Annotated in this window: 25 protein-coding genes and 2 pseudogenes; 19 read left to right on the top strand and 8 right to left on the bottom strand. The window is 63.4% G+C overall.

The window, feature by feature from the left end:
- The 5 genes and pseudogenes from NKJ94_RS25320 to NKJ94_RS25300 all read left to right on the top strand — a co-directional run.
- Window positions 1-329, top strand: a pseudogene (locus NKJ94_RS25320) (beta-ketoacyl-[acyl-carrier-protein] synthase II); the annotation flags it as partial.
- Between the two features lie 177 nt (window positions 330-506).
- Window positions 507-929, top strand: a pseudogene (locus NKJ94_RS25315) (cell division protein FtsZ); the annotation flags it as partial.
- Window positions 930-948: 19 nt separating this feature from the next.
- Window positions 949-1,500, top strand: a complete 552-nt coding sequence (locus NKJ94_RS25310) for a substrate-binding domain-containing protein (RefSeq protein WP_352528922.1) — start codon at window positions 949-951, stop codon at window positions 1,498-1,500.
- Window positions 1,501-2,303: 803 nt separating this feature from the next.
- Window positions 2,304-2,891 (top strand): YqaA family protein, encoded by a 588-nt coding sequence (locus NKJ94_RS25305; RefSeq protein WP_352528920.1) that lies wholly within the window; start codon window positions 2,304-2,306, stop codon window positions 2,889-2,891.
- Window positions 2,892-2,920: 29 nt separating this feature from the next.
- A complete protein-coding gene (locus NKJ94_RS25300) occupies window positions 2,921-3,439 on the top strand; it encodes a disulfide bond formation protein B (protein WP_352528918.1) in 519 nt (172 codons plus the stop codon).
- Between the two features lie 151 nt (window positions 3,440-3,590).
- On the opposite strand, the gene NKJ94_RS25295 is transcribed toward NKJ94_RS25300, so the two are convergent.
- The gene (locus NKJ94_RS25295) at window positions 3,591-4,148 is read right to left on the bottom strand and encodes an HNH endonuclease (protein ID WP_023677956.1); all 558 of its coding nucleotides are present in this window, start codon (window positions 4,146-4,148) and stop codon (window positions 3,591-3,593) included.
- A gap of 129 nt (window positions 4,149-4,277) precedes the next feature.
- Complete coding sequence (locus NKJ94_RS25290; RefSeq protein WP_352528916.1) at window positions 4,278-4,919, bottom strand: DNA-3-methyladenine glycosylase family protein; 642 nt, start codon at window positions 4,917-4,919, stop codon at window positions 4,278-4,280.
- Between the two features lie 122 nt (window positions 4,920-5,041).
- Here NKJ94_RS25290 and gluQRS point away from each other — a divergent pair, with 122 nt between their 5' ends.
- Window positions 5,042-5,917, top strand: a complete 876-nt coding sequence (gluQRS, locus tag NKJ94_RS25285; RefSeq protein ID WP_352528914.1) for a tRNA glutamyl-Q(34) synthetase GluQRS — start codon at window positions 5,042-5,044, stop codon at window positions 5,915-5,917.
- A gap of 128 nt (window positions 5,918-6,045) precedes the next feature.
- A complete protein-coding gene (locus NKJ94_RS25280) occupies window positions 6,046-6,936 on the top strand; it encodes a DMT family transporter (RefSeq protein ID WP_352528912.1) in 891 nt (296 codons plus the stop codon).
- Here NKJ94_RS25280 and NKJ94_RS25275 read toward each other — a convergent pair.
- A complete protein-coding gene (locus NKJ94_RS25275; protein WP_292656768.1) occupies window positions 6,903-7,757 on the bottom strand; it encodes a YihY/virulence factor BrkB family protein in 855 nt (284 codons plus the stop codon). The two genes, NKJ94_RS25280 and NKJ94_RS25275, sit on opposite strands and share 34 nt — an antisense overlap.
- A gap of 57 nt (window positions 7,758-7,814) precedes the next feature.
- On the opposite strand from NKJ94_RS25275, the gene NKJ94_RS25270 reads away from it, so the two are divergent.
- From NKJ94_RS25270 to NKJ94_RS25240, 7 genes are all read left to right on the top strand, one after another.
- Window positions 7,815-8,681, top strand: a complete 867-nt coding sequence (locus NKJ94_RS25270; protein ID WP_352528910.1) for an SDR family oxidoreductase — start codon at window positions 7,815-7,817, stop codon at window positions 8,679-8,681.
- A 23-nt stretch (window positions 8,682-8,704) separates the two neighbouring features.
- Complete coding sequence (locus tag NKJ94_RS25265) at window positions 8,705-8,896, top strand: twin transmembrane helix small protein (RefSeq protein WP_023677950.1); 192 nt, start codon at window positions 8,705-8,707, stop codon at window positions 8,894-8,896.
- A gap of 29 nt (window positions 8,897-8,925) precedes the next feature.
- Window positions 8,926-9,507 (top strand): cob(I)yrinic acid a,c-diamide adenosyltransferase, encoded by a 582-nt coding sequence (locus NKJ94_RS25260; RefSeq protein WP_352528908.1) that lies wholly within the window; start codon window positions 8,926-8,928, stop codon window positions 9,505-9,507.
- A 25-nt stretch (window positions 9,508-9,532) separates the two neighbouring features.
- Window positions 9,533-10,336: a rhomboid family intramembrane serine protease gene (locus tag NKJ94_RS25255; protein WP_352528906.1), complete on the top strand. Its 804-nt coding sequence runs from the start codon at window positions 9,533-9,535 to the stop codon at window positions 10,334-10,336.
- Window positions 10,337-10,544: 208 nt separating this feature from the next.
- Complete coding sequence (locus NKJ94_RS25250) at window positions 10,545-11,294, top strand: electron transfer flavoprotein subunit beta/FixA family protein (RefSeq protein ID WP_352528904.1); 750 nt, start codon at window positions 10,545-10,547, stop codon at window positions 11,292-11,294.
- 24 nt (window positions 11,295-11,318) lie between these two features.
- Entirely contained in the window at window positions 11,319-12,248 is a 930-nt protein-coding gene (locus NKJ94_RS25245) for an electron transfer flavoprotein subunit alpha/FixB family protein (RefSeq protein ID WP_352528902.1), read from the top strand.
- 114 nt (window positions 12,249-12,362) lie between these two features.
- Entirely contained in the window at window positions 12,363-13,241 is an 879-nt protein-coding gene (locus tag NKJ94_RS25240) for a 3-hydroxybutyryl-CoA dehydrogenase (RefSeq protein WP_352528900.1), read from the top strand.
- A 9-nt stretch (window positions 13,242-13,250) separates the two neighbouring features.
- Here the strand turns inward: NKJ94_RS25240 and NKJ94_RS25235 are convergent, their stop codons facing one another.
- From NKJ94_RS25235 to NKJ94_RS25215, 5 genes are all read right to left on the bottom strand, one after another.
- Complete coding sequence (locus tag NKJ94_RS25235; protein ID WP_352528898.1) at window positions 13,251-13,889, bottom strand: NrsF family protein; 639 nt, start codon at window positions 13,887-13,889, stop codon at window positions 13,251-13,253.
- A 1-nt stretch (window position 13,890) separates the two neighbouring features.
- The gene (locus tag NKJ94_RS25230; protein WP_352528896.1) at window positions 13,891-14,433 is read right to left on the bottom strand and encodes a sigma-70 family RNA polymerase sigma factor; all 543 of its coding nucleotides are present in this window, start codon (window positions 14,431-14,433) and stop codon (window positions 13,891-13,893) included.
- A gap of 264 nt (window positions 14,434-14,697) precedes the next feature.
- The gene (locus tag NKJ94_RS25225) at window positions 14,698-15,036 is read right to left on the bottom strand and encodes a YnfA family protein (protein ID WP_352528894.1); all 339 of its coding nucleotides are present in this window, start codon (window positions 15,034-15,036) and stop codon (window positions 14,698-14,700) included.
- A gap of 13 nt (window positions 15,037-15,049) precedes the next feature.
- Window positions 15,050-15,757, bottom strand: coding sequence for a cytochrome c biogenesis CcdA family protein (locus NKJ94_RS25220; protein WP_352528892.1), 708 nt, complete (start codon window positions 15,755-15,757; stop codon window positions 15,050-15,052).
- A gap of 1 nt (window position 15,758) precedes the next feature.
- The gene (locus tag NKJ94_RS25215) at window positions 15,759-16,514 is read right to left on the bottom strand and encodes a thioredoxin family protein (RefSeq protein ID WP_352528890.1); all 756 of its coding nucleotides are present in this window, start codon (window positions 16,512-16,514) and stop codon (window positions 15,759-15,761) included.
- A gap of 137 nt (window positions 16,515-16,651) precedes the next feature.
- On the opposite strand from NKJ94_RS25215, the gene NKJ94_RS25210 reads away from it, so the two are divergent.
- The 5 genes from NKJ94_RS25210 to NKJ94_RS25190 all read left to right on the top strand — a co-directional run bounded on the left by NKJ94_RS25210 (window position 16,652) and on the right by NKJ94_RS25190 (window position 21,405).
- Window positions 16,652-16,783, top strand: a complete 132-nt coding sequence (locus tag NKJ94_RS25210; protein WP_352528888.1) for a hypothetical protein — start codon at window positions 16,652-16,654, stop codon at window positions 16,781-16,783.
- Window positions 16,784-16,837: 54 nt separating this feature from the next.
- The gene (locus NKJ94_RS25205; RefSeq protein ID WP_352528886.1) at window positions 16,838-17,281 is read left to right on the top strand and encodes a MerR family transcriptional regulator; all 444 of its coding nucleotides are present in this window, start codon (window positions 16,838-16,840) and stop codon (window positions 17,279-17,281) included.
- Between the two features lie 284 nt (window positions 17,282-17,565).
- Window positions 17,566-18,573 carry an iron ABC transporter substrate-binding protein gene (locus NKJ94_RS25200; RefSeq protein ID WP_352528884.1) on the top strand — a complete coding sequence of 336 codons (1,008 nt, stop codon included), beginning with the start codon at window positions 17,566-17,568 and terminating at the stop codon, window positions 18,571-18,573.
- A gap of 169 nt (window positions 18,574-18,742) precedes the next feature.
- A complete protein-coding gene (locus tag NKJ94_RS25195; RefSeq protein ID WP_352528882.1) occupies window positions 18,743-20,326 on the top strand; it encodes an ABC transporter permease in 1,584 nt (527 codons plus the stop codon).
- Window positions 20,323-21,405, top strand: a complete 1,083-nt coding sequence (locus NKJ94_RS25190; RefSeq protein ID WP_352528880.1) for an ABC transporter ATP-binding protein — start codon at window positions 20,323-20,325, stop codon at window positions 21,403-21,405. The genes NKJ94_RS25195 and NKJ94_RS25190 overlap by 4 nt, the downstream gene beginning before the upstream one ends.
- Window positions 21,406-21,408: the final 3 nt, after the last annotated feature.

The following is a 21,408-nucleotide window of genomic DNA, read 5'->3' as shown; positions in this document are numbered from 1 at the left end:
CCTCCACGCCGGTCGGTGATGCGGGGGAAATCGAGGCGATCAAAAGGGTCTTTGGCGCGGATTTCAGCATAGCTGTCAGCGGAACGAAGGCGGCGACCGGACATCTGCTGGGAGCCGCCGGCGGGCTTGCAGCCATCTTCACGATCCTCGCGCTCAGGGATCAGGTTGCGCCGCCGACGCTCAATCTGACCGCTCCCGATCCGGCCGGCGACGGGATCGATTTCGTCGCAAACCAGGCCCGGCCAATGGAGATGGACCACGCGATCTGCAATGGCTTCGGTTTTGGAGGGGTCAACGCCAGTGCGTTGTTCCAGCGCTGGACGGGATGATCCGACCGGCGCGAGCACCGGAGCGGCCGGTGATTGAAACTTTACCGCTGACCCCTTGGCAATCCGGCCGCTTGCGATCGCGGCCCTATTCCCTGCCGGAAACGGAAGTTTCCGAGATTCGTATGTTCCGCGCATCCCCGGCAAGACTGGTGGGTGTGAATCTTATGGAGATTCGCGATGACTGCCATCCCCAACATCATTGAGCTGAAGCCAAGGATCACCGTGATCGGCGTGGGCGGAGGCGGTGGAAACGCCGTCAACAACATGATCCTCCAGAATCTCGAGGGCGCGGAATTCGTCGTTGCGAACACCGATGCCCAGGCGCTTGCCATGTCGAAGGCATCGCGCCTGATCCAGTTGGGCGCCAACGCGACAGCGGGGTTGGGAGCCGGCTCCCTCCCCGAACTCGGGCAGGCGGCCGCCGAGGAATCGATCGATGAGATCATGGACCATCTCGCCGGCACCCATATGTGTTTCGTGACGGCGGGCATGGGAGGCGGAACCGGAACCGGGGCAGCACCCGTCATTGCCCACGCCGTACGTCGGGCCGGCATTCTCACCGTGGGCGTCGTCACCAAGCCGTTCGTCTTCGAGGGCAGGCACCTCGAAGGCGACCGAGTTGGGTGCCGCCGTCGGGTTCGATAACGAAAAGGCCGGGCGCACGGCGGCACGCTACCTGCTTGACCTCGGCCACTCCCAATTCGGCATGATCGCGGGCATCACCAAGGACAACGATCGCGCGGCGGGTCGCCGGGACGGCTTTCTGCACGAACTCGAACGGTCAGGCATTGATCGCGCCATGGTTCCGATTGTGGAGGGGGCCTACAGGCTCGATGACGGCCGGACGTCCATGCAGCGACTGATGGAAGAAGACCGAAGGCCGACCGCGGTGTTTTGCGGCAGCGATATCCTGGCAGCCGGCGCCATCAAATACTGCCACGCAGCCGGAATCGCCGTCCCCGGGGAGATCTCGATCGTTGGCTTCGACAATCTTGAAATTGCTGAGCTCACCTCACCTGAATTGACCACGTTGGAAGTGCCGGCACGCGACATGGGCCGAATCGCTGCCGACTACATCCTGGCATCACCATCGCAGCGGCTGCATTTGAGGCAACGCGAGCTGGCCATCAGGTTGATCATCAGGGAAAGCACAGCTCCAGTGAGGCGTTAGGCACTTCGACATCCTAGGAAAACGCGTAAGAGCCCTCCGTTGCCGAAACCTAGTCTAAGTGTCCGCTTCCAGGTAGCGAACAGCCTCACTTAATGGCTGCAATGCGGCGCTTTGCTGCCATTCGCGACGCGGACAATAAGGTCGCCGATGGCTCATCAACGTGAATACGAGACGATCCGGTCAGCGTAGCCGGAAACATCGCAGCTGCGCCACAAATGCTTGAGGCGCTAGTCCGGGCTTTCCCCCTACCGACGATCATGGGGCAGCAGCACCGCAGGCTGGTGGGTGGTTAATGCCGCGTCGTGCATCTGCTTCGTCGACGAATGCCTTTTGTACGCCATTGGCGCCGCGAGCAGTTGCGGACGCGGCTCCTATTCTGCACCTAGGCGGCTTTGCGAGACTTCCAGGGATGAAGGTCTGATTCATTAAAGCATTGATTTTCTTATTCGTTTTTGGTTTTGCGACACTCCGTCGCATGGTAGACAAACCCCTTTTTGAGTCGAGCGCGTCTACCAATTCCGCCATAGGGGCTCAGGCCAGGCGGCCTGGATGGGCGCGGACTATACGGTTGGAGGCCTGTTCGTCAACTGGCCAATTCCCGCGACCCTATCTCGCCCAAGTCCAGCCTTTCGATTTCGTGAAGCAGCTGCCATTGTGCAGCGCGGAAAATCTTTCTAGACAGGCGGCGCATGTCATTTGGAGCGCACCTTGTCCGAAGAGGTTGATGCGGGCGCTTCCAAGTCTTTGTTTGTGCATGTCGTACCCAAAACCGCGACCGGTTTGGGCGTGCATTAGGAGTGCCGATGCTTCGCGGACTTTACGACTGGACCTTGTCGCTGGCGGCAAGCAAATCCGCCGAATGGTGGCTGGCCTTCATCGCTTTCGTCGAGAGCTCGGTGTTCCTGGTGCCGGCCGACGTGCTCTATCTGCCGATGGCGCTGTCGCGGCCGGATCGCGCCTATCGTTACGCGCTGATCGCCACCGTCGCCTCCGTGCTGGGCGGCATCGCCGGCTGGTTCATCGGCCATTACGCCTATGATGCGGTGGCGCGGCCGATCCTCGAATTTTATGGCAAGTATGACGAGTTCGAGGCGATGCGCGTCTCGTCGGGCACCGGCTTCATCATCCTGATGCTGGTCACCTCCGGCCTCGCCCATCTGCCGCCGATCAAGGTGGTGACGATCCTGTCCGGCGTCATCGGCGTTCCTTTGCTGCTGTTCATCGTGCTGGCAATCGTTGCGCGCGGCGCCCGCTTCCTGTTTCTCGCCTGGCTCTTGCGCCGCTATGGCGAGCCGATCCGCCACTTCATCGAAAAGCGCCTTGGCCAGATTGCGGGCGCCGCCGCCGCTGCCCTGATTTTGCTCTATATCGTCGTCAAATACGCCGTCTGAACGGCATCGAACCGAATGGACTGAGTCCGATGACAGCGACCGTGAATGCCGATACCGGACGCCAGCGGCTGCGCACCGCCCTGTTTCTCGCTGTCGCCATGGCCACCACGGTCGGCTCGGCGCTGGCCTTCCAGTATCTCGGCGGCTACATCCCCTGCAAGCTCTGCCTCGAGCAGCGCACGCCTTACTACGTCGGCGTGCCCTTGATGCTGCTGGCGGTGCTTGCGCCGGCTCTTCACGCGCCAGCCTGGGTAAGCCGTGGCCTGCTGGCTATTGGCGGCCTGCTGATGCTCTACGGCGTCTATCTCGGCGTTTATCACTCCGGCGTCGAATGGGCGTGGTGGCCAGGCCCGACCGATTGCACCGCAGCCGCCGGGCCGGTGGACACCGGCGGCAAGGGCGTGCTCGATGCGCTCGACAAATTCGTCCCGCCCTCCTGCGACAAGGCGGCGCTCCGCATCCTCGGCCTGTCGCTGGCCGGCTGGAACGCCATCGCCAGCTTTGTCCTGGCAGTCGTAGCCTTCCGCAGCGCCTTCGCCCGCGACTGATTTAGCGCGACACGAGATCATCCAAGAATTCGGCAGGCTGAGTCGGGTGGAGTGATTGTCGAGAACCGAAGCGGAGCGGACATTGGTCCGTGAGCATCGGAAGCGCAGAAAATCGCTTCAGACGGCCAGCCTCCCGAATTATCGGATGATCTCACGGCTCGAGTTCGACATCCCAGTACAGATAATCCATCCAGCTTTCGTGTAGATGGTTGGGCGGGAACAGGCGGCCGTTATTGTGCAGATCATGCACCGTCGGCTGGTACGGCTTCTGCAGCGGCCACATCTTGGCGTGCGCCGGCATCATGCCGCCCTTCCTCAGATTGCAGGGCGAGCAGGCAGCGACGACATTCTCCCAGGTCGTGGCGCCGCCGCGATGGCGCGGGATGACGTGGTCGAAGGTCAGATCGTCCGGCGTACCGCAATATTGGCACTGGAAACGGTCGCGCAGGAAGACGTTGAAGCGGGTAAACGCCGGATGCCTGGACGGCTTCACATAGGCCTTCAGGCTGACGACGCTCGGCAGCTTCATCGAGAAGGTCGGCGAAGAGACGGCGTGTTCGTATTCGGCGACGATGTTCACCCTCTCGAGGAACACCGCCTTGATGGCGTCCTGCCAGGACCAGAGCGACAAGGGGTAATAGCTGAGCGGACGGTAATCCGCATTCAGCACCAGCGCTGGAAGCCCATCCGGAGATACGGCAACCGTCACGTCGTTGACCTCCTTCACCCTCGAACCGGTCGACGCGGATACTGTAAGCCCGACATGACAGGGATGTGAAGCGGATTGTCGATCATCCCGGCCCTCAAAAACGCATGATTTCAATGCTTTTTTGCGGATTCAAGCCGGAGGCGCGGCGTCCCGGCCCTTCAATTCGCGATAATAAGCCCAGAAAAGCCGCGATGCGACACCGCGCCACGGGCTCCATGATTCGGCAAGCCGGATCAGCATTTTCTCCGGCGGACGCGGGTCGATGCCGAGTGCATGGCCGACCGCGCTCTGCAATGCAACGTCGCGCGCCGGAAAGATATCTGGGTGTCCGGCGGCAAACAAAAGGTAGACTTCAGCCGTCCACGAGCCGATGCCCGGCACCTTGGTCATGGCCGCGATCGCCTCGCTTGCATCGAGCCGGCACAGGTGATCGAGGTCGAGTCCCTCGGCCACCGCCCGGGCGACGGCAACCAGGCCGCGCTGCTTGGGCCGCGACAGCCCGGCCTCGCGAAAGATCGCCTCGTCGGCGGCAAGTATCGCCTGCGGCGTCAGCGGATCGAGCAGTCTCGCCAGCCGGCCGAAGATGGCATCGGCGCTCGCGCGGGACACTTGTTGTGAAACGACGATCGAGGCAAAGCTCCTGAACCCCGGCTCCGACAGCCTGAGCGGCACCTCGCCGGCCATGCCGCGCACTTTTTCCAGGCGTGGGTCGAGCAAGCATAGCCTATCCAGCCCTTGCGCAATGTCGTCGAGGCTGGCGATGCGTTGCATGTCTGCTTGTTCCAAAATCAAAAGTGCCGCACGCTTCGTCACGTGTCCCTCTGGACGCACGACGCCGCCGGCGCAAAGTAGCAATTGGCGAAAGCGCCGCACAACCCGTTTGCCGCCGGACAATGACACTGCTGACATTCCGCTTCGCGCCGAGCCCGAACGGCGAACTGCATCTCGGCCATGCCTATTCGGCGCTGCTCAATCAGAAATTGGCAAAGGCGGCGGGCGGACGCCTGCTGCTGCGCATCGAGGACATCGACACGACGCGCTGCACGCCGGAATTCGAGGCGGGCATTTTTCGCGACCTGAAATGGCTGGGGCTTGGCTGGGAGGAACCGGTGCGCCGCCAGTCCGAGCATTTTGCCGAATATCGGGCTATGCTAGAGCGGCTGATCGAAGCGGAGCTTGTCTATCCGGCCTTCATGAGCAGAAGTGAGATCCGCGCCTTCATCGCCGACAGCGAAAAGCGCGGCCGCGACTGGCCTCGCGACCCGGACGGCGTGCCGCTCTATCCCGCCGCCGACAAGGCGCTGCCGGCGAGCGAACGCAAACGGCGCATCGCCGAAAATGTGCCATTTGCCTGGCGGCTGGACGTCGATGCTGCAATAGCGCGCGCCGGCAAGGACCTGTCATGGGCCGAATACACGGACGAGACGCTCTCCGCGACGCGTCGTGTCGAAGCCCATCCGCAGGATTGGGGCGACGTGGTCGTGGCGCGCCGCGAAATCCCGACCAGCTATCACCTCGCCGTCACCATGGACGACGCGCTGCAGGGCGTCAGCCATGTCGTGCGCGGCCAGGATCTTTATTCCGCGACCAGCGTGCAGCGGCTGCTTCAGCAGCTGCTTGGCCTGCCGCAGCCGGCCTATTTTCACCATCGCCTGATCCTCGGCCCGGACGGACGAAAACTGTCGAAGAGTCTTGGCGATACCGGCCTTGCCGCCCAGCGTAAGGCGGGCGCATCGCCGGACGATGTGAGGCGGCTGGTCGGTCTCTAGCGGCGCCACCGGCATTCCTTGAATGGAAATGAGCCTAATGGATCAACGGTTTGGTTTTGCCTTCCGCTCGGAACGGCATTAGAGCAAGCGCGACAGTCAGTCCTCACCGACGCGTGGCCTCCGGAAAAATGCACAGCCTCAAGCGGTTCATCCCCGCCTCTTTCGTCGTCCTGTGGGCGACCGGCTTCATCGGCGCGCGCTATGCCATGCCGTGGGCGGAGCCCTTTACTTTCCTGGCCGCGCGCTTTGTCCTGGCCGCAATCCTGCTTGTCGCTTTGATGGCCGCACTTGGTTCGAGCCGCGCCACCCGCGACGAGGCGCTGCACGCGACCGGCGCCGGCATCCTGATGCATGGGGTCTATCTCGGCGGCGTGTTCTGGGCCATCCACCGGGGCATGCCCGCTGGGCTTTCAGCCCTGATCGTCGGCCTGCAGCCGCTGATCACGGCAGTGCTCGCCGGCCGGCTTCTGGGCGAGGCCATCCTGCCGCGCCACTGGGCCGGTCTCGGCCTCGGGTTGATCGGCGTGGTAATCGTGCTCTGGCCGAAGCTCGGCGCGCTCGGCGGCGGGGTGACGACCGAAACACTGGGGGCCTCGCTGGTCTCCGTACTCGGCATGAGTGCGGGCACGATCTGGCAGAAGCGTTTCGCCTCCGGCGGCGATCTGGTGGCTGCCACGTTCTGGCAATATGTCGGCGGCGCATCAGTGATGGCGCTGGCCTCGCTCGCCTTCGAGACCCGAACGGTCATCGTCAACGGCGAACTGATCTTCGCCATGGCCTGGCTCGTGCTGGTGCTATCGATCGGCGCCATCTTCCTGTTGATGGTGATGATCCGCGACGGCGAGATGTCGAAGGTCGCCTCGCTGTTTTACCTCGTGCCGGCCGTCACCGCGGTCATCGCCTGGGCATTGTTCGGTGAGCAGTTGAGCCCGCTCCAGATCGCCGGCATGGCGATCGCGACGCTCGGCGTCGGGCTGGCGACGGCTCAGCCGCCGACGCGGGCACGCGCCTCTAAATAGCGGCTGATCGCGGCGTTGAGCTCGCCACCGAGGATGAAGATCGCCGAGACGATATAGAGGAATACGACGGCGATCATAATCGAGGCGAGGCCGGCATAGGTCGTCACATAGGACGAGAAATGATCGAGATAGGCGGCGAAGATGGTCGATCCGATGAGCCAGCCGACCAACGTGAAGATGATGCCCGGCACGATCGAGACGAAGCGGCGCTTGCCGGCCGGCAACCAGAAATGCACGGCGAACAGACCGCCGATGATGACGACCGAGGCGATGACGTAACGCCACAGCGTGATCGTGCCCATGTAGGGCTTTATCCATTCGAAATGCGACTCGGCCAGCCGTGCCAGCAACGGCGCGAAGACCAGCAGCACGCTGATCGCCAAAAACCCGGCCGTCGCGATCAGCACGAAGATGATGCTCTGCACCCGCCGGTAGATGATGCCGCGCGTTTCCGAGACACGATAGGCGCGGTTGAGCGAAGTGCGCAGCGCCTCGATGCCGTTCGAGGCGAAGTATCCGGCAAGCACGATACCGTAGGTCAACAGGTCGCTGCGCCGGACGGTAAGCACGTTGAGCACTTCGCGCGCGATCGGTTTGGCGATCTGCTCGGGCCATGTGTCGAACACAAGGTGCACGGCGGTGTCGGCGAAAGCCTGCGCGCCGAAAAAACTCGCCAGCGTCGTGGCGAAGATCAGGAAAGGAAAAAGCGCCATCAGCGCGGTGATCGCCAGATGGCTGGCCATTGCCCAGCCGTCGTCGGTGTTGAAATGGCCGAGCGCGTCGTAGAGCACGCGTTTGAGGGCTACGATCTTCCGCAACAAGAACCGCGTTCCCTTCGATTGTCCCGACGTCGCGAATATGGGAAGGGTTTGCGGCAAATGACAACCCTAGGTCAAACCACCATTCCTCCCGGAGAAGAGTTGCGCACCATCATTGTCACCGGTGCCTCTTCCGGAATAGGCGCCTATTGCGCCCATGCTCTTAAGAAGGAAGGCTGGCGGGTGTTCGCAACGGCCCGAAAGCCTGAAGATATCGCCGCGCTCGACGCCGACGGCATCGAGGCCTTTTATCTGGACTACACCGAGCCCGGATCGATCGAGGCGCTGGTGGCGTCGGTGCTGGAGCGGACCGGCGGCCGGCTCGATGCCCTCTTCAACAACGGCGCCTACGGGCAGCCCGGCGCCGTCGAGGACCTGCCGGTCGAGGCGTTGCGGCAGCAGTTCGAGGCCAATGTCTTTGGCTGGCATGATCTCACTCGCCGTGTCGTACCGGTGATGCGCCGCCAGGGCCATGGCCGCCTCGTTCATTGCTCGTCGATCCTCGGTCTCGCGCCGCTGCCTTTCCGCGGCGCCTACTCGGCATCGAAGCACGCTCTCGAAGGGCTGATGCTGTCCCTCTATCAGGAACTCCGGGGTAGCGGCATCCATGTTTCACTGATCGAGCCGGGGCCGGTGAAATCGAAGATCGCCAGCAACAGCCTCGCATGGTTCTTGGCGAACATCGATCACGCGAAGTCAGTCCATCGCCTAGCCTATGACGCACAATTGGAACGGCTGCGGGCCGGCGGCAGCGCATCGCGGCTGAAGCCCGGGCCGGAGGTGGTTCACGCTGCCTTGCGCCATGCGCTTCTGTCGCGGCGCCCGCGACCGCATTATGTGGTAACGGTGCCGGCCAGGATCGGCGTAATCCTCAAACGCATCCTGCCGGCAGCGATGCTCTACCGCCTGCTCGCCAAACGCGCCTGAACGCAATTCAACTGGAACACACCATGGCAACCGTCTTCAACATCCTCGCCGTTCTCGTCATGGTCGCCGTGGTGATCGTGCTGATCCGCGGCCTCATCAACATGATGCGCGGCGGCTCCAGCATGACCTCTAACAAGCTGATGCAGACGCGCGTGCTGTTGCAGTTCGTGGCTTTGGTGCTGATCATGCTGGCGGTGTATTTCACCCGTAAGTGACGCAGCAGCCAGCAGCCGGGAGGTAACCCGTGGTCAAGCTCAACAAGATCTACACCCGCACCGGCGACGATGGCACCACCGGCCTTGGCTCCGGCGAGCGGCGGCTTAAATCCGACCTTCGCATCGACGCCTACGGCACCGTCGACGAGGCCAATGCCTGCATCGGCATGGCCCGTATCCATACAGCGGCAGTACATCCGTCGATCGATGCGATGCTCAGCCGCATCCAGAACGACCTTTTCGATCTCGGTGCCGATCTGGCAGTCCCCGACAATGGCAAGCCGCTCGACTACGAGCCGCTGCGCATCGTCGCCTCGCAGACCGACCGCATCGAACAGGACATCGACCTCCTCAACAAGGATCTGCAGCCGCTCAAATCCTTCGTGCTCAATGGCGGCACGCCGGCCGCCGCCGCCCTTCACCTCGCCCGCACGGTGGCTCGCCGCGCCGAGCGCATCATGGTGGCGCTGTCGCAAGACCCAAACGAGCCCGTCAACCGCGAGGCAATAAGGTACATCAACCGGGTCTCGGACTTTCTGTTCGTCGCCGCACGCGCGGTCAATGACAACGGAAACGCCGACGTGCTATGGGTTCCCGGCAAGAACCGCTGAATCCGCCGGAAGCGGGAGAGGCCCGATGTTTATCCCGCTTTACGACACCAACCGGCTGCGGCACATCAAGCTGCAATATGTGACGATCGGCCTGATCGCCCTCAATGTGTTGATCTACTTTGTCACCACACTTGGCGGTGAGGATTTCTCCAACGCCGCGGTGCTGGGCCTCGGCTTCATCCCGTCGGTTGTGCATGACAGCGCCGAACTCGCTCCGCAATTTGTCGTCATTCCGGAGAGCCTGAGCTACCTGACCTATTCTTTCCTGCACGCGGATATCTTCCACCTCGGCGGCAACATGCTGTTCCTGTGGGTGTTCGGCGACAATGTCGAGGATGCACTCGGCCACATCCGCTACCTCATCTTCTACCTGCTTTGCGCCATCGCCGGTGCTTTCTTCCAGGGTCTGGTGGCCTGGGATTCGCAAGTGCCGCTGATCGGCGCGTCGGGTGCCATCGCCGGTGTGGTCGTCGCCTATCTGATCCTTTATCCGCGGGTAAAGGTATGGGTGCTGGCCTTCGCCCGCATCCCGTTGCGCATTCCAGCCTTCATCCCGCTCATCCTGTGGATATTGTTCCAGATCTTCATGTTCGCCCAGGGTGGCGAGGATCAGGTTTCCTGGGCCTGCCATATTGGCGGCATCATCGCCGGAGCCGTGCTGGTGCTTGTCTTGCGCAGCCGTGGCGTACCGCTACTCGCCGGCGCCGACGAGGAGCCGGCCGTGGTCGCCGGTCCGGCGCCCGTTGCCGTGGAGCCGCCGGCAAGCGATCTGCCGCCCGCGCAGCCGGCGCCGCGCTGGGGCCGGGGAAGCGTTTCCGGTCTAGACTGAACCGATTTGAGTGCTTCGCCGAGGATCCGAGTGCGCCCTGGATATTGACGCGCGGGGTCGCCGCAACTACGGAAGCGCCACCCTACTGGCGTGGCGAAGACCAGAATTCCGTCCGGAATGTCGGCTTTCGACAACTCTGAAGAGGTGCATGCTGCTATAGCGCGCCCGACGAGCGTGAAGAGACTATCGTGAAAGAGGTGACAGGCAAATGAAGATCCTTGTGCCCGTGAAGCGGGTTGTGGATGCGAACGTCAAGGTCCGGGTGAAGGCGGATGGTTCGGCGGTGGAACTCGCCAACGTCAAGATGGCGATGAACCCGTTCGACGAGATCGCGGTGGAAGAGGCGATCCGGCTGAAGGAAGCTGGCAAGGCGGAAGAGATCATCGTCGTGTCGGTCGGGCCGCAGCAGGCACAGGAAACCTTGCGCACGGCGCTCGCCATGGGCGCCGACCGCGCCATCCTGGTCAAGACCGACGAGCAGACTGAGCCGCTCGGTGTCGCCAAGGTGCTGAAGGGCGTGGTCGAGGCAGAACAGCCCGGTCTCGTCATTCTCGGCAAGCAGGCGATCGACGACGATTCCAACCAGACCGGCCAGATGCTGGCGGCGCTTCTGGGCTGGGCGCAGGGCACCTTCGCCTCCAAGATCGTGCTCGACGGTGACAAGGCCAAGGTGACGCGCGAGGTCGATGGCGGCCTGCAGACGCTGGAACTGAAGATGCCGGCAATCGTCACGGCGGATCTGCGGCTGAACCAGCCACGCTACGCCTCGCTGCCCAACATCATGAAGGCCAAGAAGAAGCCGCTCGACGAGAAGACCCCGGCCGACTACGGCGCCGACGTCAAGCCGCGGCTGAAGGTGATCAAGACCGAGGAGCCGGGCGGCCGTAAGGCGGGCGTCAAGGTCAAGAGCGTGGCCGAACTCATCGACAAGCTCAAGAATGAAGCCGGCGTGCTGTAAGCAATCGGAAACGGAGACAAGAACATGGCTATTCTTCTGATTGCCGAACACGACAACGCAACGCTTTCCGACCAGACCGCGAAGGCGCTTTCGGCGGCACTGCAGATCGGTTCGGACGTGCATGTGCTGGTTGCCGGCAAGGGCGCCAAGCCGGCAGCGGACGCCGCCACCAGGCTCAAGGGCGTGAGCAAGGTGCTGCTCGCCGAAGCGGACGAACTCACCGAGCGTCTCGCCGAACCGCTGGCGGCGCTCGTCGTTTCGCTTGCTGAGCCATACGACACGATCATCGCGCCGGCGACCTCCTCGGGCAAGAACGTCTCGCCGCGTGTCGCGGCCCTGCTCGATGTGGCACAGATATCGGAAATCATCGAAGTCGTGTCGCCCGACACCTTCAAGCGGCCGATCTATGCCGGCAACGCCATCCAGACGGTGCAGTCGAGTGACGCCAAGAAGGTCATCACGGTGCGCACCGCTTCCTTCCAGGCGGCTCCCGAGGGCGGCTCGGCCACGGTCGAAACCGTGAAGGCCGCAGCCAACCCCGGCCTGTCCACCTTCGTCGAGAACAAGCTCTCGGAGACCGATCGTCCGGAGCTGACCTCGGCCAAGATCATCATTTCGGGCGGTCGCGCGCTGGGCTCCTCCGAGAAGTTCCAGGAGGTCATCCTGCCGGTCGCCGACAAGCTCGGTGCGGCCGTCGGCGCATCTCGCGCCGCCGTCGATGCCGGCTATGCGCCGAACGACTGGCAGGTCGGCCAGACCGGCAAGGTGGTAGCTCCCGACCTTTACATTGCCGTCGGCATCTCCGGCGCCATCCAGCACCTTGCCGGCATGAAGGATTCGAAGGTCATCGTTGCCATCAACAAGGACGAGGAGGCGCCGATCTTCCAGGTCGCCGACTACGGTCTCGTCGGCGACCTCTTCGTCATTCTGCCGGAACTGCAAAAGGCGCTTTGACGCCTTCTGCCAAAGCGTATTAAATTCTGAGGGGTGGGGTAGACGAAGTCGCCCCGCCCTTTTAGTGTGCACTGCACAAAAAACAGGCCGCAAAGGCCTCGACGGGATCGGGTAATGAGCAAGATCGAGACGATCGGCATCATCGGCGCGGGCCAGATGGGCGGCGGCATCGCCCATGTATCCGCTCTGGCGGGCTACAAGGTGCTGGTTTACGACATTTCGCCCGACCGCATCGAAAAGGGCATCGCCACGATCAGCGGCAACATGGCCCGTCAGGTCGGGTCCGGCAAGCTCGAGGAAAAGCTGCGCAACGAGGCGATGGCGCGCATTTCGTCTGCACCGGCCATGGCTGACCTTGCGGGCGCCGATCTGGTGATCGAAGCAGCGACCGAGGACGAGACGGTCAAACGCAAGATCTATGCCCAGCTCTGCCCGCAGCTCAACCCCGAGGCCATCCTGGCGACGAACACGTCGTCGATCTCGATCACGCGGCTGGCTTCGCAGACCGACCGGCCGGAGCGCTTCATCGGCATACATTTCATGAACCCGGTTCCGGTGATGAAGCTGGTCGAACTGGTGCGCGGCATCGCCACCGAGGACCAGACCTTCGAGGCGGCAAAAACCTATGTGAAGCAGCTCGACAAGACGATCACCGTCTCGGAGGATTTCCCGGCCTTCATCGTCAACCGCATCCTGCTGCCGATGATTAACGAGGCGATCTATACGCTCTATGAAGGTGTCGGCTCGGTCGACGCCATCGACACCGCCATGAAGCTCGGCGCCAACCATCCGATGGGGCCGCTGCAGCTTGCAGATTTCATCGGGCTGGATACCTGCCTGTCGATCATGCAGGTGCTGCATGACGGCCTGTCGGATTCGAAATACCGCCCCTGCCCGCTGCTGGTCAAATATGTCGAGGCCGGCTGGCTCGGCCGCAAGACCGGGCGCGGCTTCTACGACTATCGCGGCGAACACCCCGTTCCGACACGCTGATCGCCGTCGCTACCAGCGCACGAAAAGCCGCCCGCCGAGCGCCCCGAGCACGGCAAGGATGGCGATCGCGACAGTGTACCAGGTGGCAACGAAAAGCGGCGAATCATCGAAACAATGCGCGGCATAGAAGGTCGCCGCCAGCCCGCCGGCAAGCAGGCCCGCTACCGCACCGGCAAGCACCGGCCGTGTTGGCGCGCCATGGCGCAGCACCGCGAGAAAGACGGCAAGCGGGCCGATGCCGATCAGCGGAATGAACGTCATGCAGATGATCATGTTGGTGCCGACCAGGCGCGTGCCCCAGTCGGACGCAGGCACGACGAGGAGTTCGAGAATCACGGCCACAATCACCAGCAGCGGGGCGATGATCATCCAGATCGCCGCCCGGCCGGTCGATGCTCCGGGTGCCGACAGCGCGCGGACCAAGACAAAGGCGCTGACGGCAAGAGCAATAGTGAAGACGAATTTCGACAGGAACCGCATCGTGTGCATGGCAAATGCGATGTCGGGGCGCGGGCCGATCGTCAGCCAGAAAACCGCGGCCGCGATCACGATGGCCGCGCCGGTGGCAAGCCACCAGGCGGCGCCCAGCGGCAGCGCCTTGCTGCGGGCATCGGCATCGAGCGCCTTGATGAGATCTTCGGTCCTCATGTTATTCCCGCCCCGCCCCGAACCGTTTGGCAATGGCGGCAAGCCCGCGGTGCAGCGACACCCGCACCGCCGTCTCGCTGATGCCGAATTTCGCCGCCGTCTCGCCGATCGAACGGCCTTCGACCGATACTGCCGAGACCACCGAACGCTGCGCCGGCGACAGGCCGTCGAGTGCTCGGTTGATGTCGCGCTCGCTGACCGTCTCCGCTTCCGGCTCGGCAAAGGTCTCGGCGATTTCGTCGATCTCGATCTCGATCCGCCGGCCGCGCCGCCGAAACGCATCGATCAGCTTGAAGCGCGCTATGGCATAGACCCAAGGCAACACCGGCGCATCATGGCGCCATGTATGCCGTTTCACATGAATGGCCAGCAAGGTTTCCTGCACGACATCCTCGGGATCGACCCCGCCCTGCACGATCTTGCGCCTGGCAAAGCCACGAACGAGAGCGGCGATCCGGTGCAGACAGTCGGCATAGGCCCTTTCGTCTCCAGCGATCGCGGCCCGCAGCAGCCGGGAAAGCTCGGCTTCGTCCTTGCCGGTCACAAGACTTCACTCCCCGATATTCGCGTCTCGGCGCTGATTTGTTACGTGGCCGGCGAAATAATGTCCAAGACAAAGTACGTGGAAACCACGAAAGTTTGCTGGTGAGAAGCGGTGGCCGCAGGCCATGAAATGCCGGTGGCTGTGCTTTTCAAGCTTCGAGCCGTAGCGCGCAACTTTCACTTGGCGACTCTGCGCAACCTCAAATGCCACCCAACTGCGAGCGGTTGAAAATCCGTCTCAAAGAGTTGCCACGCCCGATCGGAGTTAATGACCACGCGGCGCAAACAATATGCCTGCCGCCGCGAGTACGGCGATCGCCCCGCCCGCCAAGTCCCACGTATCCGGCCGATGCCCTTCGGCCAGCCACAGCCAGAGCAGGGATGCGAGGATATAGATGCCTCCATAGGCGGCGTAGGCGCGGCCCGCATAGTCGCTAGGCACCAGCGTTAGCAGATAGGCGAACAGCATCAGGGACGCGACGCCCGGCACCAGCCAGAGGATCGGTTTGCCTTGCCGCAACCAGGCCCAGAAGGCGAAGCATCCGGCAATCTCAGCCAGGGCGGCGGCCGCGAACGTCAGGAAGGTGCTGAGAAGAACTGGCATGCGGTCGAGTCTGTCACAGGCGCGTCGTGATGACCACCAGCCAGTCAGGCAATGCCCGCTCAAGCCCGGTTTGAAAGGTACGGTCGAACCCGGTCAGAGTCATAGCGCCGGCGATGACGAGCAGCGCGCCAAGAACCATCTTGATGCCGCTCGAAGCGCCCAGCATCAGGCCCCGCCAGCGTAGCAGCGCTTCACGGGACATCAATGCCAGCGCCAGGAGCGGCAACGAGGTGCCGATGCCGAAAGCCAGCATGGTCAACACCACCATGCCGAGATTTTCGCCGCGCGCGGCCATAATGGACGCTGCGCCGAGGGTCGGCCCGACGCAAGGCGTCCATACCGCGCCAAGGAGCAGTCCGACACCGAACTGGCCCGATATGCCGGAGGTGGAGACGCCACCGAAGCGGCTTTGCGTCCAGTTGCTTACCGGACCGGCCGCCACGGCAAATTGCGTCTGAAAACGCGGCACGAGCAGCACGGCTCCGACCAGGATCAAAAGCACGGCGGCGGCCGAGCGAAACACCGTCATGTCGAGGCCGATCGAAAAGCCGATGGTGGCAACAAACACCCCGATCGCGGTGAAGGAGACGGCGACGCCGGCGGCCAAAGCCAGCGGTGCCAGCCGGTGTTCGGCCAGGGCGCCGGTCAGAATCACCGGCAGCAGCGGCAGCACGCAGGGTGAAAGGATCGACAGAATGCCGGCAAGCAGGGCAAGCAGCATGTTACAGCGCCTTCCTGAGCAGCGCTTCAATAACAGCCGGGTCGGTCTGGCCGGTCTGCCGGTCGATTTCCTTGCCGCCCTTGTAGACAATCATCGTGCTCTGCATCTGCACGTGGTAGCGTGCGAGGACCTCCTTTTGCGTGTCGAAATCGACATCGAATTTCTTCATGGTCCTGAAGTCGGGAGACGCGAGGAGTGCTGCCACGATAGGCTTTTGCGCCTGGCAGACCTCGCACCAAGGCGCCGTAACGTGGATGATCACCGGCTTGCTGGACTTAAGCGCTTCGTCGAAGCCGGCAATGGTTTCGTCGCCGTTGTGGGCGAACGCTGGGCCGGCGGCAGCGGCGATGCCGGCGGTGGCTGAGAGCATCAGGAAGTGACGACGTTGCATGTTATGCAATCTCCTTGAGGTTGGATGGCGCGAGTTCAGGGCGAAATGGTCAAACAAAAGATCAGCGGCCTCGGCCGCCGCCTCCGGTGCGGTGATGGTGAGAACCACGTCGCGCGCGCTGCTCTTCAAATCAAAGGTCAGGAACGCGCAGCAGGTTCGCTCCTTGCGCATCAGCTCGCGCACCTCGTCCAGAGCTTCCGGCTCATAGGTCAGCGACAGCGACAGCGGCGCGCGATCTGCACGCCGCAAGGACCGTCGCGCCAGGGCGCGGATGCCGGCGACACGCTCCTTGAAATCGGAAGCACCAAGGGTGCAGGCGATCGACAGGGCATCATCTTGGGCGGTCGAGGGCACCAGACGGACCACAGCCGCATTCCTCTTGGGCCATCAATGACTGAAACGTGGCGTTGGGCGCAGCTTTGCGACGCGAGAGGAGATATAGCCCGCCGATCGGAACGGCCAACGCGAGCAGGCCGAGGCCCCAGGTACAGGCGGCACCGCCGATGGCAGCCAGGCTGGTGCCTAGCAGCGCCGCCGGTATGAAGCTGACCGTGCAGCAGGCCGCACAAGCGGCTGTTGCGACGCCGGCCCATTTTAGGGTGGTTTTCATCGAAACGGCCTTTCCCGATTTCTAATCTTGGCAGGACGGTACTTCTTCAAGTAACTTGAGGTTCAAGGAGTATCTGGCGATGAACCTTCACATCCGCGTGTTCACAATCGGCGCCCTTGCCAAGGCCGCAGGCGTCACGACCCCGACCATTCGCTATTATGAAGAGATCGGTTTGCTGCCTCCTGCCCAGCGCACGGCCGGTGGGCAGCGCAGCTATGATCACGACGATCTCGGCCGGCTGACCTTCATCAAGCAATGCCGGGACTTCGGATTCAGCATCGACCAAGTGCGCGTGTTGCTGAACCTTTCGATCAGCACTAGCCGCGATTGCGTCGAGACACGTGATATTGCCCAGCAGCATCTCGACGAGGTGCGCCACAAGCTCGCAGAGCTACGCTTGCTCGAGCGCCGGCTTGAGAGCTTTGTGACGCGCTGCAATGTTTCCTGTGCTGGCGGCCCCGGCCAGGACTGCGTGATTTTCAAGGACATGGCGACACCAGCAAAAAGCGGCTGCTGCGGATAGTCAGCCGCTGCGAACGATGCGCCTCATATTGGTCGACCGTCAGCCATGACTCACGACCAAATTCCCCCGGGCGCTGGTCTTTTTCCGGCGGGTCTGTGCCATCCGATGCCGCGCGTCATACGTTCGAAAGGCTGCCCCCCTCCATCACGCAGAATTGTCCGTCTGGCACGGGGTTTGTGCGCCTCGGCGACGGATTGAAGCAGCCAGCAATGTTGACTGTGCTAGTCATGTATTGATAGGTGCAGCGTGCCAAACCAAAGCCCATCGAAATCGAGGACGATACCATGAAATATGCTCTTTCCGCCCTTGCCGGTGCGATAGCACTTGCAATCGGCCTGATCGCCGGCCCGGCAATGGCCGAGGACGAGGGCATCGTCGTCTACAACGCCCAGCACGAAAACCTGACCAAGGCCTGGGCGGAAGGGTTCACCAAGGAAACCGGCATCAAGGTCACCGTCCGCAACGGCGGCGACAGCGATTTCTCCAATCAGATCGTTGCCGAAGGCACCTCTTCGCCCGCCGATGTGTTCCTGACGGAGAACTCGCCGGCCATGGTGCTGGTCGAGACGGCCGGCCTATTCGCGCCGGTCGACGCCGAGACGCTGGCCCAGGTTCCGCAGGAGTACCAGCCGGCCAGCGGCAAATGGGTCGGCGTTGCCGCGCGCAGCACCGTCTTTGCCTACAACAAGACCAAACTGAGCGCCGACCAGCTTCCCAAATCGCTCCTCGATCTCGCCGATTCGAGCTGGAAGGGCCGCTGGGCCGCCTCGCCGTCCGGCGCCGATTTCCAGGCGATCGTCAGCGCCTTGCTTCAGCTCAAGGGTGAGACCGCTACGGCCGACTGGCTGAAGGCGATGAAAGAGAACTTTACCGCCTATAAGGGCAACAGCACCGTGATGAAGGCGGTCAATGCCGGCGAGATCGATGGCGGCGTGATCTACCACTATTACTATTTCGGCGATCAGGCCAAGACCGGCGAGAACAGCAAGAATGTCGAGCTTCACTATTTCAAGCACCAGGATCCGGGTGCTTTCGTCTCGATTTCCGGCGGCGGCGTGCTGGCGTCGAGCAAGCATAAGAAGGAAGCACAAGCTTTCCTGAAATGGGTCACCGGCAAGGGTGGCCAGGACGTGCTGAAAACCGGCGATTCCTTCGAATACGCAGTCGGCAAGGGCGCCGAGTCCAATCCGAAGCTGGTGCCGCTGGCTGATCTGCAGGCCCCGAAAGTCGACCCGACGGCACTGAACTCGAAGAAGGTGACCGACCTGATGACGGCGGCCGGCTTGCTTTAGTCGGCGTTCGTCCTAAAAGGGCAACCGACTGCGCTCCTGTGGGAATTCGCTTTCCGCGGGAGCGCTCTGCTTTCAAGATGGCATTTGCCCATGACCACAAGCTGCTCGCCACAGTATCGGCCGCCGATCGTCTCCGCCTTCGGGCGGAGATGGCGCAACGTCTGATCTGATGCAATCTGCGATCGATCTCGCACCTTCAGGCTTGCCGGCCGACACCGCGGCCGTGCGGGCCCGTCGTTGGGCGGTCTCGTGGATTTCGCTGGCCGCCGTCTTCGTCTCGCTTTTCGCGCTGCTGCCGCTTGCCTTCATCGTCTGGGTGGCGGTGCAGACCGGCGGGGAAACCGTGACGGCGCTGGTCTTCAGGCCGCGCGTCGGCGAGCTTCTGGTCAACACCAGTCTGCTGGTGGTGCTGGCCGTGCCGATCTCGATCGTGCTGTCGGTGGCGCTGGCCTGGCTCACCGAGCGCAGCGATCTGCCGGGGGCCCGCCTATGGGCCTGGCTGTCGGTGGCGCCGCTCGCCATTCCCGCCTTCGTCCATAGTTACGCTTGGATCACCATGGTGCCCAGACTGCACGGGCTGTGGGCCGGCGTGCTTGTGTCCGTTATCGCCTATTTCCCGTTCCTCTATCTGCCGGTGGCGGCAGCTCTGCGCCGGCTCGATCCGGCTCTCGAGGATGCCGCCGCGGCCCTCGGGCTTGGCCCATGGCGCGTGTTCCGGCGTGTCGTGCTGCCGCAGCTCCGGCTCGCCATCTGCGGCGGCTCCCTGCTTGTCGGCCTGCATCTGCTGGCCGAATACGGCCTCTACGTGTTCATCCGCTTCGACACCTTCACCACCGCCATCGTCGACCAGTTCCAGTCGACCTTCAACGGCCCCGCCGCCAACATGCTGGCCGGCGTGCTGGTGACCTGCTGCTTCGTGCTGCTCGGGCTGGAGGTGCTGGTGCGCGGCGAGGAACGCTATGCCCGCGTCGGCTCGGGCGCTGCGCGCCATCAGCAGCGCACGACCCTGGGGCGAGCCACCATTCCTTGCCTGCTGCTGCCGGCTCTCACCACGCTGCTGGCGCTCGGCGTGCCGTTCGTCACGATCGGCCGCTGGCTTATGGCCGGCGGCGCCGAGGTCTGGCGGCTCGACGAGATCGGCCTGGCGCTTGGCCAGACGCTGTTTCTGGCGCTTGCCGGCGCGCTGCTCGCCACCGTTGCGGCAATGCCCATGGCGTGGATCTCCATCCGCGCGCCGGGGCGGCTGCAGCGCATTCTGGAGGGCTGCAACTATATCGTCGGCGCGCTGCCCGGCGTCGTCATCGCGCTGGCGCTGGTCACCATCACCGTGCGCATCGCCATGCCGCTCTACCAGACGCTGTTCACCATCCTGGTCGCTTACGCCCTGATGTTCCTGCCGCGCGCGCTGATCAGCCTCAGGGCGTCGATCGCACAGGCGCCGGTCGAGCTCGAACGCGCCGCCTCCAGCCTCGGCCGGTCGCCGCTCAAGGCGCTGTGGTCGACGACCATCCGGCTGTCGGCGCCGGGTGCCGCGGCCGGCATGGCATTGGTCGCGCTGGGCATCATGAACGAGTTGACCGCAACCCAGATGCTGGCACCCAACGGCACCCGCACGCTGGCGATGGCGTTCTGGTCCTATAGCGGCGAGATCGACTATGCGTCGGCGGCGCCTTATGCGCTGATCATGGTGGCGATGTCGCTGCCTTTGACCTGGCTGCTCTACGTCCAGTCGAAGCGGATGGCCGGGCGATGAGCTTTCTCGAACTGAGCGGCATCCACAAGCACTACGGCCCAGTGGCCGCACTTGCCGGCGTCGACCTCAGCGTGGCCAGCGGCAGCCGCACGGCCATCGTCGGGCCGTCCGGTTGCGGCAAAACCACCTTGCTGCGGCTGATCGCCGGCTTCGAGGCGCCGGACCAGGGTCGCATCGTGCTCGATGGCGAGGTGCTGGCCGATGGCGACACGGCCGTGCCGGCGCATCGCCGCGGCATCGGGCTGGTGGCGCAGGACGGCGCTCTATTCCCGCATCTGAGCATCGCCGCGAATATTGGGTTCGGCATGGGCCGTCACGAGGAAAAGCGCAACGAGCGCATCGCCGAGCTCGCTTATGTCGTCGGGCTGGACAAAGGGATCCTGAAGCGCCGCCCGCACGAACTCTCCGGCGGCCAGCAGCAGCGTGTCGCGTTGGCCCGCGCCATGGCCATGAAGCCGCGGCTGATGCTGCTCGATGAGCCGTTCTCGGCGCTCGACACCGGCCTGCGCGCCTCAATGCGCAAGGCCGTGGCCGAGCTTCTCGAAACAGCCGGCATCACCACGATCCTGGTCACCCATGATCAGGCCGAGGCGCTGTCCTTCGCCAGCCAGGTCGCGGTGATGCGCGACGGCAAATTCTCGCAGGTCGGCACGCCGCGCGACCTCTATTTCAGGCCGAAGGACAGGATGATCGCCGAGTTCCTCGGCGACGCCATCGTCCTGCCGGCCAGGATCGCCGATGGCTTCGCCACCTCGCCGCTCGGCCGCATCGCCGTCGACAGCACGGAGCGGCGCGACGTCGCCCGCATCATGCTGCGGCCCGAGCAGGTGCTGCTGAAAAGAACCTCGCGTGAAGGCATGTCGGGCACTGCGGACATGCTGTTCGGCGAGGTGACGGAATCCGAATTTGCCGGCTCGATGTGCACGATCGCCGTGCGTCTCTTGAACAGTCCCGATCCGCCCGACGCCGCCGCCATCGGCAACACGCCATTGATCCTGCGCAAGCCGGGCATGGACGCCCCGGCAGTCGGCGAGATCGTCCGGCTGACCGTATCGGGCAAGGCGCATGTGTTTGCCTGAACG

Origin of the sequence: Mesorhizobium sp. M0060 (genome assembly GCF_040323155.1) — a bacterium.
In the GTDB taxonomy this organism is placed as follows: domain Bacteria; phylum Pseudomonadota; class Alphaproteobacteria; order Rhizobiales; family Rhizobiaceae; genus Mesorhizobium.
Note: the sequence above shows the minus strand (reverse complement) of the source record. Positions and strands in the feature narration are given on the sequence as shown.

Bases quoted from the DNA above. Each gene is read 5' to 3' on its own strand.
- NKJ94_RS25305 (WP_352528920.1), top strand. From the start codon at position 2,304: ATGCTTCGCGGACTTTACGACTGGACCTTGTCGCTGGCGGCAAGCAAA.
- NKJ94_RS25300 (WP_352528918.1), top strand. From the start codon at position 2,921: ATGACAGCGACCGTGAATGCCGATACCGGACGCCAGCGGCTGCGCACC.
- NKJ94_RS25290 (WP_352528916.1), bottom strand. From the start codon at position 4,919: ATGCAACGCATCGCCAGCCTCGACGACATTGCGCAAGGGCTGGATAGG.
- gluQRS (WP_352528914.1), top strand. From the start codon at position 5,042: ATGACACTGCTGACATTCCGCTTCGCGCCGAGCCCGAACGGCGAACTG.
- NKJ94_RS25280 (WP_352528912.1), top strand. From the start codon at position 6,046: ATGCACAGCCTCAAGCGGTTCATCCCCGCCTCTTTCGTCGTCCTGTGG.
- NKJ94_RS25270 (WP_352528910.1), top strand. From the start codon at position 7,815: ATGACAACCCTAGGTCAAACCACCATTCCTCCCGGAGAAGAGTTGCGC.
- NKJ94_RS25265 (WP_023677950.1), top strand. From the start codon at position 8,705: ATGGCAACCGTCTTCAACATCCTCGCCGTTCTCGTCATGGTCGCCGTG.
- NKJ94_RS25255 (WP_352528906.1), top strand. From the start codon at position 9,533: ATGTTTATCCCGCTTTACGACACCAACCGGCTGCGGCACATCAAGCTG.
- NKJ94_RS25250 (WP_352528904.1), top strand. From the start codon at position 10,545: ATGAAGATCCTTGTGCCCGTGAAGCGGGTTGTGGATGCGAACGTCAAG.
- NKJ94_RS25245 (WP_352528902.1), top strand. From the start codon at position 11,319: ATGGCTATTCTTCTGATTGCCGAACACGACAACGCAACGCTTTCCGAC.
- NKJ94_RS25240 (WP_352528900.1), top strand. From the start codon at position 12,363: ATGAGCAAGATCGAGACGATCGGCATCATCGGCGCGGGCCAGATGGGC.
- NKJ94_RS25235 (WP_352528898.1), bottom strand. From the start codon at position 13,889: ATGAGGACCGAAGATCTCATCAAGGCGCTCGATGCCGATGCCCGCAGC.
- NKJ94_RS25225 (WP_352528894.1), bottom strand. From the start codon at position 15,036: ATGCCAGTTCTTCTCAGCACCTTCCTGACGTTCGCGGCCGCCGCCCTG.
- NKJ94_RS25220 (WP_352528892.1), bottom strand. From the start codon at position 15,757: ATGCTGCTTGCCCTGCTTGCCGGCATTCTGTCGATCCTTTCACCCTGC.
- NKJ94_RS25210 (WP_352528888.1), top strand. From the start codon at position 16,652: ATGGCAGCCAGGCTGGTGCCTAGCAGCGCCGCCGGTATGAAGCTGACC.
- NKJ94_RS25205 (WP_352528886.1), top strand. From the start codon at position 16,838: ATGAACCTTCACATCCGCGTGTTCACAATCGGCGCCCTTGCCAAGGCC.
- NKJ94_RS25200 (WP_352528884.1), top strand. From the start codon at position 17,566: ATGAAATATGCTCTTTCCGCCCTTGCCGGTGCGATAGCACTTGCAATC.
- NKJ94_RS25195 (WP_352528882.1), top strand. From the start codon at position 18,743: ATGCAATCTGCGATCGATCTCGCACCTTCAGGCTTGCCGGCCGACACC.
- NKJ94_RS25190 (WP_352528880.1), top strand. From the start codon at position 20,323: ATGAGCTTTCTCGAACTGAGCGGCATCCACAAGCACTACGGCCCAGTG.